At 72.6% G+C, this 14,009-nt stretch carries 11 protein-coding genes and 3 pseudogenes; 6 read left to right on the top strand and 8 right to left on the bottom strand.

Annotation, left to right across the window (positions count from 1 at the left end):
- Positions 1–8 precede the first annotated feature (8 nt).
- Complete coding sequence (locus AB0D04_RS16875; protein ID WP_362703494.1) at positions 9–1,478, bottom strand: DUF4192 domain-containing protein; 1,470 nt, start codon at positions 1,476–1,478, stop codon at positions 9–11.
- 126 nt (positions 1,479–1,604) lie between these two features.
- On the opposite strand from AB0D04_RS16875, the gene AB0D04_RS16880 reads away from it, so the two are divergent.
- A complete protein-coding gene (locus AB0D04_RS16880) occupies positions 1,605–3,770 on the top strand; it encodes a RecQ family ATP-dependent DNA helicase (protein WP_362703496.1) in 2,166 nt (721 codons plus the stop codon).
- A gap of 244 nt (positions 3,771–4,014) precedes the next feature.
- A pseudogene (locus tag AB0D04_RS16885) lies at positions 4,015–4,530 on the top strand (hypothetical protein); the annotation flags it as partial.
- A gap of 442 nt (positions 4,531–4,972) precedes the next feature.
- Here AB0D04_RS16885 and AB0D04_RS16890 read toward each other — a convergent pair.
- The 4 genes from AB0D04_RS16890 to AB0D04_RS16905 form a co-directional block, all read right to left on the bottom strand.
- Positions 4,973–5,623: a hypothetical protein gene (locus AB0D04_RS16890; protein WP_362703497.1), complete on the bottom strand. Its 651-nt coding sequence runs from the start codon at positions 5,621–5,623 to the stop codon at positions 4,973–4,975.
- Between the two features lie 66 nt (positions 5,624–5,689).
- Positions 5,690–6,391 carry a ribonuclease HII gene (locus AB0D04_RS16895; protein WP_362703499.1) on the bottom strand — a complete coding sequence of 234 codons (702 nt, stop codon included), beginning with the start codon at positions 6,389–6,391 and terminating at the stop codon, positions 5,690–5,692.
- A gap of 183 nt (positions 6,392–6,574) precedes the next feature.
- Positions 6,575–7,483 (bottom strand): ADP-ribosylglycohydrolase family protein, encoded by a 909-nt coding sequence (locus tag AB0D04_RS16900; protein ID WP_362703500.1) that lies wholly within the window; start codon positions 7,481–7,483, stop codon positions 6,575–6,577.
- Positions 7,484–7,494: 11 nt separating this feature from the next.
- On the bottom strand, positions 7,495–8,154 hold the full coding sequence (locus AB0D04_RS16905; RefSeq protein ID WP_362703502.1) for a histidine phosphatase family protein: 660 nt from the start codon (positions 8,152–8,154) through the stop codon (positions 7,495–7,497).
- Between the two features lie 56 nt (positions 8,155–8,210).
- Here AB0D04_RS16905 and AB0D04_RS16910 point away from each other — a divergent pair, with 56 nt between their 5' ends.
- The gene (locus tag AB0D04_RS16910; RefSeq protein ID WP_362703503.1) at positions 8,211–9,173 is read left to right on the top strand and encodes a DUF1152 domain-containing protein; all 963 of its coding nucleotides are present in this window, start codon (positions 8,211–8,213) and stop codon (positions 9,171–9,173) included.
- Positions 9,174–9,182: 9 nt separating this feature from the next.
- Here the strand turns inward: AB0D04_RS16910 and abc-f are convergent, their stop codons facing one another.
- Positions 9,183–10,814: a ribosomal protection-like ABC-F family protein gene (gene abc-f, locus AB0D04_RS16915; RefSeq protein ID WP_362703504.1), complete on the bottom strand. Its 1,632-nt coding sequence runs from the start codon at positions 10,812–10,814 to the stop codon at positions 9,183–9,185.
- A gap of 152 nt (positions 10,815–10,966) precedes the next feature.
- Here abc-f and AB0D04_RS16920 point away from each other — a divergent pair, with 152 nt between their 5' ends.
- Complete coding sequence (locus tag AB0D04_RS16920) at positions 10,967–11,683, top strand: TetR-like C-terminal domain-containing protein (protein ID WP_362703506.1); 717 nt, start codon at positions 10,967–10,969, stop codon at positions 11,681–11,683.
- Between the two features lie 7 nt (positions 11,684–11,690).
- Here AB0D04_RS16920 and AB0D04_RS16925 read toward each other — a convergent pair whose 3' ends face one another.
- Together AB0D04_RS16925 and AB0D04_RS16930 are read right to left on the bottom strand one after the other, a co-directional pair.
- Positions 11,691–12,296 (bottom strand): YdbC family protein, encoded by a 606-nt coding sequence (locus tag AB0D04_RS16925; protein ID WP_362703508.1) that lies wholly within the window; start codon positions 12,294–12,296, stop codon positions 11,691–11,693.
- A 103-nt stretch (positions 12,297–12,399) separates the two neighbouring features.
- Positions 12,400–12,646 (bottom strand): annotated as a pseudogene (locus AB0D04_RS16930) (indole acetimide hydrolase); the annotation flags it as partial.
- Between AB0D04_RS16930 and AB0D04_RS16935 the strand changes: the two are divergent.
- A pseudogene (locus AB0D04_RS16935) lies at positions 12,630–13,083 on the top strand (TetR family transcriptional regulator C-terminal domain-containing protein); the annotation flags it as partial. The pseudogenes AB0D04_RS16930 and AB0D04_RS16935 overlap by 17 nt on opposite strands.
- A 202-nt stretch (positions 13,084–13,285) precedes the next feature.
- Complete coding sequence (locus AB0D04_RS16940; protein WP_362703510.1) at positions 13,286–13,807, top strand: TerD family protein; 522 nt, start codon at positions 13,286–13,288, stop codon at positions 13,805–13,807.
- Positions 13,808–14,009: the final 202 nt, after the last annotated feature.

The following is a 14,009-nucleotide window of genomic DNA, read 5'->3' on the forward strand; positions in this document are numbered from 1 at the left end:
CGGCACGGTCACCGCCGGCTCCGGTCACCGTCCCGGCCGGCCCGGCGCCTGCGGCGTCCGTCGGTCGTACGGGCGTCGGGGCGGGTTCCGCCACGTGGCCCAAGGGGGCGGTCGGCGGTTCCGGGGCGGACCGGCTGCGGGCGTTTGCCGGGCCGCGGCGTCTCCTGGGCGGGCGCAGTCCGCCCGCTGCCGGAAACGGCCGTTTGCTCCTTGCGCTGCTCGCGCAGACAGCGGCGCAACGGCTCCGGATCAAGGCCTTCGTTGAGGGCGCGGTGCAGCAGGTCGGCGAAGACGTAGTCGGGGTCGATGCTCAGGGCGCGGCCGAGCGTGACCCGTGCCGTGGGCCCGTCCTCGGTCGCCCAGCAGACCCATCCGGCCAGGGACAGGGGTGCCACGGCGTGTTCGAGATAGCCGCCGGCGCAGCGGCGGGCAAGGGCACGCCAGAGCCGGAGGGCCGGCGCCGCGACGGAGCCCTCCATCCACTCCGCGGCCCGGTCACGGGTGAGGCGGTCCTGGAGGCCGAGGATGAGGGCTGCGGCCTCGGCATCAGTGATCAGTGCGTCGTCGCAGGCGTCCCTGGCCCGGTTGCTGCCCGTGGGTGTGTCCAGACGGAAGCGGCCGAGCATCGCCTCGGCCAGATCGAGGGTGTCCCGGCGGACGCCCGCCGCGCCGTCGGGCCGGAGCATGCGCGGGAGGAGCTCGGCGGCCGCGGTGTCGAGGGCCTTCACCTGCTCGGCGCCCCGGGGCCCGGTGCGGGGCGTCAGCCGGGCCTCCATCTCCTTGAGCGAGCCGCGCACCTGCAGGCCCGCGTACGCGGCGGCCGCGGCCATCACGGTCGTGCCGGGCATGGCCAGGGGCGTGCCGTCGGCGGGGCAGCAGCGGAAGTCCGGGCAGCAGTAGGACCAGTAGCGGCCGTTGGCGATGCACAGGGCCTCGAGTACGGGCACGTCCAGCGCGCCGCAGGCGGTGCGCAGCCGCTGGGCGAGGGGGCGGAGCCGGTCCTTGACATCCTTGCCGCTCTCGCCCGGCCCGGGCTCCTGGCAGAGGTAGACGAGGATGGCGGTGGGCCGGTCGCTGCCGTCCGGCGCGGCGGAGATCAGGCAGTCGGCGAGCTGGTCGGCAACGTCCGGCCACTGGGCGGCGTCGGCCGGGATCCCGAGCCGGACCCGGCCGCCGAAGCGTCCACGTTCGCCGTGCAGCGCGACGAGAACGACGCTGTCGTCCGGATGGAAGCCCATGAGGTACGGCAGCGCGTCGGCGAGTTCGGCGGCGCTGCGCAAGGTGACCTGCTGCTCGGCGGGCGGGCCCCCGGCGGCACCGGAAGAGCCGGAGGAGGCGGAGGAGCCGGAGGAGCCGGAGGGAGGGGCCTGGTCGGCGGGCGTAGCGGGATCGGCGGGGCGTGCGGCGTGGGACGGGTTGTCGGCGCGTGAGGAGTTGTCGGAGGAGTTGGGCTCGGTCGGTTCGCTGTGCGGATTCATGGCTCGAAGATCCCGCGGCCGGCCGCCGCTCCGCGACCCCTGTGGACAACTCACGGGTGACGCGATTTTCCACAGGTTCGGGCCGGGAGTTCGCGCGTTGTCAGTGGCATCGGGTTGCATGGAGTCATGAGCAACGAAGACCTGCGTGCCGCGGCCGATGCCGTCCTGACCCGACTCGTCGGGGATCCCGGCGGTGAGGCCCGGCTGCGCGAGGATCAGTGGCGGGCGATCGAGGCGCTGGTCGCCGACCGCCGCCGGGCCCTGGTCGTGCAGCGCACGGGCTGGGGCAAGTCCGCGGTCTACTTCGTCGCGACCGCGCTGCTGCGGGCACGCGGCAGCGGGCCGACGGTGATCGTCTCGCCGCTGCTGGCACTGATGCGCAACCAGGTCGAAGCGGCCGCGCGCGCCGGGATCCGCGCACGCACGATCAACTCCTCCAACACCGAGGAGTGGGAGGGCGTGCAGAACGAGGTGGCAGCGGGCGAGGTCGACGTCCTGCTGGTGAGCCCCGAGCGGCTCAACAACCCCGATTTCCGCGATCAGGTGCTGCCGAAGCTGGCCGCGGCCACCGGTCTGCTGGTCGTCGACGAGGCGCACTGCATCTCCGACTGGGGCCATGACTTCCGGCCGGACTACCGCAGGCTGCGCACGATGCTCGCCGATCTGCCGCCCGGTGTGCCGGTGCTCGCCACGACCGCCACCGCCAACGCCCGGGTGACGGCCGATGTCGCCGAGCAGTTGGGGACGGGCGAGGGCACCGGTCAGGCGCTGGTGCTGCGCGGAGCGCTGGACCGGGAGAGTCTGAGCCTGGGCGTGCTGCCGCTGCCGGACGCCGCGCATCGGCTGGCCTGGCTGGCCGACCATCTGAACGAGCTGCCGGGCTCGGGGATCATCTACACACTGACCGTCGCCGCGGCCGAGGAGGTCACGGCGTTCCTGCGGCACCGGGGGCACACGGTCGCCGCGTACACCGGCAAGACGGAGAACGCCGACCGGCAGCAGGCCGAGGACGATCTGCTCGCCAACCGGGTCAAGGCCCTGGTGGCGACGTCCGCGCTGGGAATGGGCTTCGACAAGCCCGACCTGGGCTTCGTGGTGCATCTGGGCTCGCCGTCGTCGCCCATCGCGTACTACCAGCAGGTGGGGCGGGCCGGCCGTGGCGTGAAGCATGCCGAGGTGCTGCTGCTGCCGGGCCGCGAGGACGAGGCGATCTGGAAGTACTTCGCGTCGCTGGCGTTCCCGCCCGAGGAGCAGGTGCGCCGGACGCTGGATGTCCTGGCGGCGGCCGGCCGGCCGGTGTCGCTGCCGGCGCTGGAGCCGCAGGTCGAACTGCGCCGCTCCCGCCTGGAGATCATGCTCAAGGTGCTCGATGTGGACGGTGCCGTGCACCGCGTCAAGGGCGGCTGGACGGCCACCGGCCGGCCCTGGTCGTACGACGCGGAGCGGTATGCGTGGGTTGCCCGGCAGCGCGCGGCGGAGCAGCAGGCGATGCGGGACTACGCCACCACGACCGACTGCCGGATGGAGTTCCTGCGGCGGCAGTTGGACGACGAGGAGGCGGTGGCGTGCGGCCGCTGTGACAACTGCGCCGGGGCCAGGTTCACCACCGAGGTGTCCGCCGCGTCGCTCGATGCGGCGCGGGGGGAACTGGGGCGTCCGGGTGTGGAGGTGGCGCCGCGGCGGATGTGGCCGACGGGACTTGCGGCCGTCGGTGTCGGCCTCAAGGGGCGTATTCCGGCGGACGAGCTGGCCGCCACGGGCCGGGCGCTGGGCAGGCTGTCCGACATCGGGTGGGGCAACCGGCTGCGCCCGATGCTCGCACCGCAGGCGCCGGACGGCCCGGTGCCCGACGATGTGGCGGCCGCCGTGGTCACGGTCCTGGCCGACTGGGCCAAGGGGCCCGGGGGTTGGGCCTCCGGGGCGGCGGATGCGCCGGCCCGCCCGGTGGGCGTCGTATGCCTCTCCTCACGTACCCGCCCGCAGCTGATCCGCTCGCTTGCCGAACGGATCGCCTCGGTGGGCAGGATGCCGTTCCTGGGGACGGTGACATCGGTGGACGACGGAGCGGACGGCAGGATTGCGCGCAGCAACAGCGCCCAGCGGCTGCGGGCCCTGCACGGTTCGCTGAGCGTGCCGCCGGAGCTGGCACAGGCAGTGGCGTCGGCGGGCGGCCCGGTGCTGCTGGTGGACGACTACGCCGACACCGGATGGACGCTGGCGGTGGCCGCCCGGCTGCTGCGCGGTGCGGGGGCCGAGGGGGTGTTTCCGCTGGTCCTCGCCGTACAGGGATAGCCGTATCGGGAGAGGCGGAAACGGCCGCCGGGCATCGGAGGCCGGTGCAGCGGGCAGGAATATTGACGGCGCACCGGGCGATTCCGGGTCGCGCCAGGAATTGCTCGTTGCCGCATGCGTGTACGACAGGAAGAATTGGAACCGCTTCCCGTACCGGCCTTTCAGGGTCAGGCAGGGCCATGCCGTGGTGCGCTCGCCCCCGGCCGCGCCCGCTGCGTGGACGCGTAGACGAAGGGAGGACCCCGTGGCCTTCGGTTTCGCCCCGCCCACGAATGCGTCCCGGCCCGCGTCCGCCGATTCCGCCGCCCGGCTGGGCCGGATGCTGGAGCCCTCCGAATGGGCATCGGCCGGAATTCCGCTGCTGCGCAATCCACGGGAGGTCGTCGCCGGTCTGCACGACCGTCATCGCCCGGGGCTGTCGACGGCCGTCGTGGCGGTCCTCGATCCGCTGGAGAGGGTTGCCGCCAGCGCGTCGTTCACGGAGCCCGCCGCCCTGCCCGACGGCTGGGAGTTCCGCAATGTGCTGCTGGCGCATCTGCGCCGGGTCATCCCGCACGACCTTCGGCTGCGCGCCCCGGTCCGTACGGCCGTGCTCCTCTACTGCCGCGAGGGCGAGCCCCGTTGGACGGAGGCGGACGGGGCGTGGATGTGGGGGCTGCGCGACGCCTGCACCCTGCACGGGCTGCGGTGCGGGGCGTACATCACGCTGACCCGGGACCGCTGGCAGGTGCTCGGGGAAGACCGCGGCGGGCGGCGGCCCGGACCCTCGCGGAGCACCGAGCCGCCGTCCGAACCGGTGTCCCGCCGCACGGCACCGCCCCGCGCGAACCCCTCGCCACAAACACCGCGTGCAGAAGCACGGCGTGCAGAAGTACCGCGTCCGGATGCGCCGCGTACGGAGCCACCTCGTACGGAGCCATCCCGTAGGGAAGCACCGCGTGCCGACGCCGCGCCTGCAGCACTGCCGCATCTGCCCACACCGCGTACGCCCGCACCAGGGCCCTTGCTGTCGGCCGAGGCGCCCGCGCGGAGCGGCGGCCCGGCGCCCCGGCGCTCCGGTGGCGGCGGCAGGGAGGCCCAGCGGCACACCGCGGCCCGCTGATCCGTCCCCGGCCGACGGGCTCCGGGAACGCCCCGCCTCCGGGAACGCCAGCAAGCCCGACCGACCGGATGGCCGACGGGCTGCTTCGCGCGTAAGGCTGCTAGGCGTTCGCGCCGAGAATGCTGTTGATCCGCTGCGGGTCACCGCAGACGACCAGCAGGGCTCCGGCACGGGCCATCGCCGAGGGCAGCGCCCGGGCGGTGACCTCGTCCGTGCCACCGTTGACGGCGACGACCACAACGGGTCGCCCGGTGGCGCGCTCGGCGGCGGCGTCCGCGTAGAACACATCCTCCGCGGAGTCGTGTTGGGCCCAGTAGGACGCCTCGCCGAAGGACAGCTCATGGGCGGCCCACGGGTGGTTCTCGCCCGTGGTGAGCACCAGGATCTCGGACGGTGCACGGCCGGTGTCCAGCAGCAGATCGACGGCTTCGTCGGCGGCGTCGATGGCGCCGGCGACGGGTGCCGGGATCAGCTGGAGCTGCGCTCCTGCGGCGGCGTCGGGGTGGGTGGCTGCGGGCTGCGGGGAGCCGGTGCGCTGCGCCGGCGGAGCGGCGACAGGCCCACGCGGCGGGGCAGCGGGTCCGGGCTTGCCCGGACGGGCGCTGGACGCGGGCGCACCACGCGGAGGCGCGGGGCGCGGACCGGGACCAGGGACGGGACGGGGGGTCGGCGCGGTGCGGCCGGCGGCCGGAGTTGCGCGGGGACCCGGGACACTCTCGTGAATCTGAGGCTCCTCGGGGATGAGAGGCATAAAGGGATGTCTATCAAACGTAAGTGCGGGACATGTCATCGGGTACCGAATTGATGCCCCTACCGCTCAGAAGTCGAAGCCGAGTTGGCCTGCGGCTTCCAGAGCGGCTGCTTCGGGGGTGACACGCACCTTCTTCAGGTGCCGCCACCGGGGCAGGGCGTCCATGTAGGACCACGACACTCGGTGGTGCGGCGTAGGACCGTACTCCTCCAGGGCAATGCGATGGGTCGGGGAGGGGTAGCCGGCGTTGGCCGCAAAGTCGAAATCGGCGTATTCCAGCCCCAGTTCGGCCATCATCGCGTCGCGTCGCACCTTTGCGATCACGGACGCGGCGGCGACCGCGATACAGGACTGGTCCCCCTTGATGACCGTGCGGACCCGCCACGGCGTGCCCAGGTAGTCGTGCTTGCCGTCGAGGATGACCGCGTCGGGACGGACGGGCAGCGCCTCCAGGGCGCGTACGGCCGCGAGCCGCAGCGCCGCGGTCATACCCAGCTCATCGATCTCCTCGGGTGAGGAGTGCCCCAGGGCGTACGCGGTGACCCAGTCGCCGAGCACGCCGCACAGTTCGGTGCGGCGCTTGGGTGTCAGCAGCTTGGAATCGGTGAGTCCGGTGGGCGGCCGGCGCAGACCGGTGACGGCTGCGCAGACGCTGACCGGGCCGGCCCAGGCTCCGCGCCCGACCTCGTCGACACCTGCAACGATCTTGGCGCCCGTCTTGGCGCGCAGTGATCGCTCGACGGTATGGGTGGGGGGCTCGTACGGCATGGCGCCAGCCAGGTTACGCCTATTCGGCCCAGCCGTCCGCATCGGATACGCATCGGATACGGATCCGGTGCCGGCTGGACACGGAACGGGGTCGGCGGTACCCGGCGGCCCTCCGCGCACCGGGGCGTGTACGGGGGTGAACTTGTCGCCCGGCGCAGCGTTTTGGGGCGGTACGGGAGGCAATCAGCCGACAGACCCGGGCGCCCAGGCGGGGAGCGGCTCGGTGCCGTCCAGCCAGGACCGGGGCGGGGCGCCGGCGGGACTCGCTGCGACGATGCCGCCGACGATGGCGCAGGTGGTGTCCACATCGCCGCCCGCCTGCGCGGTGGCCCAGAACGCCTTCTCGTAGTCGCCGAGGTGGCGGGCCGCCGCCCAGAGGGTGAAGGGGACGGTGTCATGGGCGCTGGTACGCCGTCCGCAGCCCAGGACGGCGGCGACGGTGCCGGAGTCGGCGTAGTCGAGCATGTCCCGGGCCCGGCGCAGTCCGGCCTGTACGGCGCTGCGGGGGATCAGTGCCAGCACGCCGTCGAGCAGTTCCTCGGGGCCGAGGGCGCGCGTGGGGTCGGCCACCAGGGCGGCCGCGGCGGCCACCGCCATGGCGCCGACCACGGCCTCGCGGTGCTGGTGCGTGGGATATGCGGAGATCTCCGCCTGGTGGGTGGCCTGCTCGGGGTCGTCGGCATACCAGGCGCCGAGGGGGGCGATGCGCATGGCGGCGCCGTTCCCCCACGAGCCGTGGCCGTTGAAGAGCGCGGCGGACAGTTCGCGCCAGTCGCCGCCTTCGCGGATCAGCCGCAGGAGGCGGTTGACGGCCGGGCCGTAGCCGCGGTCGAAGTCGTGACGGTCGGCGAAGGAGCGGGCGAGCGCGTCCTGGTCGATGCGGAAGTGGGTGGTCAGCACGGCCAGGACCGAGCAGGCCATCTCCGTGTCGTCGGTCCACTGCCAGGGGGTCGGGGGCAGCTCCCGGCGCTTGAGCGCGGGGTAATGGGCGGGGACGAAGAACTGGGATCCGAGGGCATCGCCCACGGCCAGTCCGCGCAGGCTGGCCAGCGCCCGCTCCCAGCGGTCTGCGTCACGGAGGTCGGCGGTCATCGGTGTGCACTCTAACCGGTGGCGCCGTACGGCTCGGGTTCGCACCAGCGCTGAAACGGCCGATCGAGCGAGTAGCGGCCGTCCGGTCCGAGGAGGAGGGTGCGCCACTCCGCGTTGCCCGGATTGGACAGCGACTCGAACTCCGCGACCGTCCAGTGGAACCAGCGCATGCAGAACAGCCGCATGGTCAGACCGTGCGTGACGATCAGGACGTTGGGCGGGTGGTGCGGGTCCTCGAAGCTGCGCCACAGGCTCTCCAGGAACGCGCCGACCCGGTCGTAGACGTCCGCGCCGGACTCGCCCTGGGCGAAGCGGTAGAAGAAGTGGCCGTAGGCGTCGCGGTAGGCCTTCTGCCGGCGTACGTCGTCCCGGTCCTGCCAGTTGCCCCAGTCCTGCTCGCGCAGCCGCGGCTCCTCGCGGACACGGACCCTGGCCGGGTCCAGGCCCAGCTCCTGGAAGGTCTGGTGGGTGCGGCGGTAGGGCGAGACGTAGGCGGAGATCCGTTCGTTGCCGAACATCTCGCGCAGTGGTCCGCCCGCCTCCTCGGCCTGCCGCCGGCCGGCCTTGGTGAGGTGCAGCGCATGGTCGGGTTCCCGTTCGTACACGGTGTCGTCGACGTTCCCCTCCGACTCTCCGTGGCGGATGAGGACGATGCGTCGGGGCCGGGCCATGCCGCCAGCGTAAAACGGCTGCTCTGTACATGCCGCACGCTGCTACGGTCTCGGCCGTGCACGCACTCCACACGCCTCCCTTCTTCGCCCGTCTGCAGCCTGCCCGGCGGGTGCTCATCGCCGGGGCCGGCGGCGGCTTCGACATCTACGCCGGGCTGCCGCTCGCGCTGTCCCTGTGGGAACAGGGCAAGGACGTCCATCTCGCCAACCTCTCGTTCAGTCATCTGCACGGGGTGGATCTGGATACCTGGGTGGACATGGACGTCGCCGCGATCACGCCCGGGACCGTCGTCCGCGATCCGTACGCTCCGGAGCTGGCGCTGGCCCGCTGGCTGGACGGGCAGGGGCTGCCCTCGACGGTGTACGCCTTCCCGCCGACCGGGGTGCAGCCGCTGCGGGCGGCGTACCGCGCCCTGATCGAGCACCTGGACGGGGTGGACGCCGTGGTGCTGGTGGACGGTGGCACGGACATCCTGCTGCGCGGTGACGAGTCGGGGCTGGGCACACCCGAGGAGGACATGGCCTCCCTGGCTGCCGTGTCCGGACTCGAGGTGCCGGTCAGGCTGGTTGCGTCGATCGGCTTCGGGGTGGACGCCCACCACGGTGTACGGCATGCGCATGTGCTGGAGAACATGGCCGCGCTGGAGGCGGACGGCGCCGCCCTCGGCTGCTTCTCGGTTCCGCGCACCAGCCGGGAGGGCGAGCTGTTCCTGGACGCGGTGGCCCATGCCCAGGCTGCGACGCCGATGCGGCCCAGCATCGTCAATGGCTCCATCGCCGCCGCCGTCCGCGGGGAATTCGGCGATGTGCACTTCACGGAGCGGACCCGCGGCAGTGAGCTGTTCATCAACCCCCTGATGTCGGTCTACTTCACCTTCGAGCTGGCGGGGCTGGTGCGCCGCTCGCTCTATCTGGACCGGATCGAGGACACACATCTGATGCGGCAGATCAGCAGCCGGATCGAGGAGTTCCGCGAGGGTCTCCCCCGGCAGCGCCCGCCGCGCTCGATCCCGCACTGACCTGCGCGGTCACCGGGTCCGGCAATGCTCTGCGAGGACCGGGCCGCCGTCGCGTATCTCGTACGTGCGGCCGGCGAAGCGTCTGCGCAGCAGGCGGTCGTGGGTGACGACGACCAGGGCGCCGGACCAGTGCGTCAGGGCCTCCTCCAGTTCCTCGATCAGGCCGAGGGCAAGGTGGTTGGTCGGTTCGTCGAGCAGCAGCAGGTCCGCCGGGCGGGCGAGCAGCCGGGCCAGGGCCAGCCGGCGCCGCTGGCCGGCCGAAAGTGCGCCGACGGGCACCCGCAGATCGCGCTCACGGAAGAGCCCGAAGGACAGCAGGAGGGCGGACAGCTCTTCGGCGTCCCCGGTCAGGCCGCGGCCGAAGGCGGCCAGCAGCGGTTCGGCGGGGCGGGCGACCGGTATTTCCTGGGCCAGGTAGCCGATCCGTCCTCGGCGTTCGACCGTGCCGCTGTCCGGTTCGGTGACGCCTGCCAGGACCCGGAGGAGGGTGGTCTTGCCCGCGCCGTTGGCGCCGTGGACCAGCAGTCGTTCACCTGCGGATACGGACAACGAGTCCACCGCCAGCCGGGATCCGACCCGTACCCCGTCGAGGGCGACGAGAGTGCCCTCCATCCCGCCTGCGCCCGGTGCCGCGCGGAACCGGAGCGGATCCGGCGGTCGGGGGACCGGCGCCTCGCGCAGTCGGCGCAGCCGTTCCTGGGCGTTGCGCACCCTGCTGGACACCGACGCCTGGACGCGGCCCCGGTCCCGGTCGTAGGCCATCTTGTTGCCGTCCTTGATGGCGCGGCCCTGGGCGACGTTGTGCGCCGTCCCCGCCGCGAAGTCGCTGAGCTGCGCTATCTGCTCACACCAGCGGGCGTGGTCCTGTTCCCAGCGGCGGCGGGCGGCGGCCCTGGCGGCGAGAAAGGTGCCGTAGCCCTCGCCGTACCGGGTGAGGGTGTGGCGGTCGGCGTCCACCTCGACGATCGCGGTGGCGATGCGCTGGAGGAAGAGCCGGTCGTGGGAGACGGCCAGGACCGTGCCCCGGTGGGCGATCAGGGCATCCTCCAGCCACTCGAGGGCCGCCGCGTCGAGGTGGTTGGTCGGCTCGTCGAGGAGCATCACCTCGGGCGAGGCGGCGATCAGGCAGGCGAGACCGAGCCGGGCCTGCTCGCCGCCGGAGAGGCTGCCGAGTGTGCGGTCGTGGTCCACCTGCTCCAGGCCCAGGCCGTGGAGGGCCTTCTCGACGCGGGCATCGGCTTCGTAGCCGCCGCGCAGTGCGAAGAGGGTGAGCAGATCGCCGTACTCGTCGAGCTGCCCGGGCGCGGCGCCGCCCAGCGCCTGCTCCAGCGTCCGCAGCCGGCTTTCCATGTCTCTGAGGTCTGCGAGGGCGGCGTCGATCGCGTCCTGCACGGTGTGGTGCGGCGGGAGCTCCCGGGTCTGGCCGAGGTAGCCGATGCCGCCGTCCGCACCGATCACGACGTGACCGTCGTCGGGCCGCTCGGCGCCCGCGATGATGCGCAGCAGGGTGGACTTTCCGGCGCCGTTCTCCCCCACGATCCCGATGCGTTCACCGGGCCGTATCGACAGGGAGACCGCGTCGAGCAGTGGTCGGTCGGCGTAGGACTTGGTGACATCGCGTAACGAGATCTGGGTGGGCAATCAATCCTCCGGACGGTCGACGGTGGGCAGTCGGCACCAGCGGGCGAGCCGACGGGACCGCGAGCGGGCACACACCGACAAGCAAACGCAACGGTTGTTGCATTACGATGATGATGACACACCCCTCCGCCCTAACGCAACTGGAGTTGCAATTGATTGACGACGGCGACGACGACGCCGGGACGAAGGACGCCCGGCGCCCCGGTACGCAGCGCCCCGGCGGCCGTACCGCCCGCACCAGGGCCGCAGTGCGCGACGCCGTACTGGCCGGCCTCACCGAGTACGGCTATCCGGGCCTGACCATCGAATACGTCGCCGAGCACTCCGGCGTGCACAAAACGACGCTCTACCGCCGCTGGGGAGATCTCGAGGGCCTGCTGGCAGACGCCCTGGATCTGGCGGGCGAGGACAGCTGGGCACCGCCGGACACCGGATCCCTGGAGGGCGATCTGCGCGCCCTCGCCCGCGAGGTCGTCGCCTCCTTCACCGACCCGGCGGTGGCCGCGTCCGGCTCGGCGCTGATCGCGGCCGGGTTCCAGTCGGAGCGGGCCGCGGAGGCCCTGCGCGCCTATTACGCCGAGCGGTTCCGGCGCTGTGAGGCGGTCGTGGAACGCGCCATCGGGCGCGGGGAGTTGCCGGCCCCGGACGATGCGGCATCACCAGGGGCGGCCGCAAGGACTGACATCGACGCCGGTGCGCTGGTACGGGCCGCCTCCGCGCCGCTCTTCTTCCGGCTGTTCATCACTCGCGAGCCCGTCGACGAGGCGCTCGCCGACCAGGCTGCCGCGGCGGCACTGGCGGCCGCCCGGGCCGGGGCGTTCACCACCGGAGGCACAGCCGGCACACCCGCCCCCGGCGCCGCTCCCTGACCGCGCCTCACACCGTCCACGACGGCTCGAGCTGCACCACGTCGCCCGCGATCGCCTGGACATCGGCGGCTATCTGGGCGCGCAGCGCCAGCCGCTCGACCCGTTCGGGCCGGTACTTCCCCCGCTCTGCCGCCGACTGCCACAGCGACACCACCAAGAACTCCTCCCCAGGAGCCCTCCCCAGCATCCCCCGCAGCATGCCCGGCGACCCCGCCATCGCCGGGTTCCAGACCTTCTCCTGCATCAGCATGAAGTGATCGACCCGGTCCTGGCGCACCTGGCAGTGCGCCAGCCGGAGCACATCCGCGTCGCCGAACGCCGGCCGGAAACCCACCTTCACATCGAATTCGTGCTCGAACAGCCGCACTTGCTGATTCTTGAAGGTGCCCACCTGGGCAGCCGCCAGCCGGTCGTGCGAGCGGGCCATGAAGGAGTCGTAGAAAGCCCGGCTCTCCCAGAAGGCCACCAGGTGCGCAACGCCGGGCCGACTGCGGCTCCACCCCCCGCCCTGCCCCCGAAACCCCGGCTCACCCAGCAGCCCCGCCCATTTCCGCTGCCCCCGCTCGAACCCTCGACGGTCCACAACGGTGAGGCGAATCCACTTGACAAGCACCGCGCCATCGTACGGCCCCCCGCGCCGCATGCATCACTGCGCGTCACGCGCCGACCACCACGAACTCCCCTACGCGCGCGGGTCGATGGCGTGTGCGCCCCCAGCACACGTCGCACCCGGCGTCCCGCAGCGCGCCCGCGGCCTTGCGCACGGTGGGGTGTACGCCGTGCCCACCGGGGACCGTCACCACCTGGAGCGGGCACGGCAGCGGCTCGCCGTACAGGGGCGCGGATTCGGCCCTCGGGTCGCACGGATCGCGCCCGGCCAGGACCTCGTGCGCGAGCCGCAGAGCGTCGGTTGTGCAGCCCGGCAACTCCGCAGAAGGACGCGGGAATACGCACCGATCCCCCGAAGAGCCGACGCCTTCGGATCGCCGAGGCCGTCTGCCGGCTCGCCGACGGGGGTGGGCCGGAAGGCGTCACCCTCCGCGATGTGGCAGCCCGTATCGCCGCGCCACCGGCCCAGTCGGCCCGTACGGCGCTGGGGCACGCCGCGGCCGAGGTCTCGCTGCTCCAGGAGGAGCGGCGCGCCGAGGCGCGGGTCCGGCCGGCGTTCCTGGCCCAGGCCGCGGTCACTTCCTCACTGGCCGAAACCTTGCGCACCAACTTCGCAGACCGGCAAGCACTGTTCACCCGGCTCATCGCCGAGGCCGCCGCAGCCGCCGATCCGGAGCGTGCGGCCCTACCCTCCTCGCCCTCGCCGACGGGCTCACCGCGCACGTCCTGATCGGTCACCTCACCCCGCCGCCGCCCTGGACGTCCTCGAGGGACACCTCCACCACCTCTGGGGCCGGACCGCCGCCCAACGGGCCGCACGGCACAATCAAGCCACGCGATTTCCCCAACCCGCATACCGCCGACCGCACTTCAGACCGCCGGGGGAATATGCGACGTGGCACGATGGTCAGCCAAGGGGAAGTCCTGGGGAGTTGTCCGCACGACCAGGTGGGCGAGCCGCGGGTACGACGCATGCAACGAAGGGGAAGCCCGGTGAGCAATCTCAACAAAGGGACAGAGAAGGTCGAGGTAACGCTCAAGTGGGACCCCAGCCCCATCGGCGCTCCGGACAATGACCTCGACATCATCGCGGCGACCTACACCGGGGACGGGCCGCACGGCGAACCGGCCTATCTGGTGCACTTCGACAGCCGGTCGCCCGACGGCACCATCATCCTCAACCGGGACAGCCGGACCGGTGCGGGATTCGGCGCCGACGAGGTCATGACACTGGAACTCAACCGGCTGTCCGAGATCTACACACGGGTCGTGGTGGGGGTCGCCATCCAACAGGGCGAGGGCCGCAAGGTGTTCGGCGAAGTGCCGAACACCGCCGTACTGGTCCGCGAGGGCTACACCACCCTGACGGAGAACGACTTCGCCGACGTCGCGGAAGCCACCGCCGCCACCGTCGCCGAGTTCTCCCGGGACCAGGCGGGCGAATGGCGGTTCCGCGCCGTACTCCGCGGATTCGACGCGGACCCGAACGCGTTCGCCGGGCTGATGGGCGCCTGACCGCGCGTACCCGAGCGGCGCACCGGCCCCGCGGCCGTCACCGCGCTGCGCGCCCGCCGCCTTCGTCGGGCCGCGTCGCCACACCTGGCCGCTGCCACCACCGGTGCCGGCGGCCTCGCACGGCGAACCGCAGCGCCGGGAGGCACGGGAAAGGCGGTGCCCGGAGATTCTCCGGGCACCGCCTCACCTGCTCTTCACTTAC

The organism is Streptomyces sp. NPDC048483 (genome assembly GCF_040651455.1).
Taxonomy (GTDB): Bacteria; Actinomycetota; Actinomycetes; order Streptomycetales; family Streptomycetaceae; genus Streptomyces.

Bases quoted from the DNA above. Each gene is read 5' to 3' on its own strand.
- AB0D04_RS16875 (WP_362703494.1), bottom strand. From the start codon at position 1,478: ATGAATCCGCACAGCGAACCGACCGAGCCCAACTCCTCCGACAACTCC.
- AB0D04_RS16880 (WP_362703496.1), top strand. From the start codon at position 1,605: ATGAGCAACGAAGACCTGCGTGCCGCGGCCGATGCCGTCCTGACCCGA.
- AB0D04_RS16895 (WP_362703499.1), bottom strand. From the start codon at position 6,391: ATGCCGTACGAGCCCCCCACCCATACCGTCGAGCGATCACTGCGCGCC.
- AB0D04_RS16900 (WP_362703500.1), bottom strand. From the start codon at position 7,483: ATGACCGCCGACCTCCGTGACGCAGACCGCTGGGAGCGGGCGCTGGCC.
- AB0D04_RS16890 (WP_362703497.1), bottom strand. From the start codon at position 5,623: ATGCCTCTCATCCCCGAGGAGCCTCAGATTCACGAGAGTGTCCCGGGT.
- AB0D04_RS16905 (WP_362703502.1), bottom strand. From the start codon at position 8,154: ATGGCCCGGCCCCGACGCATCGTCCTCATCCGCCACGGAGAGTCGGAG.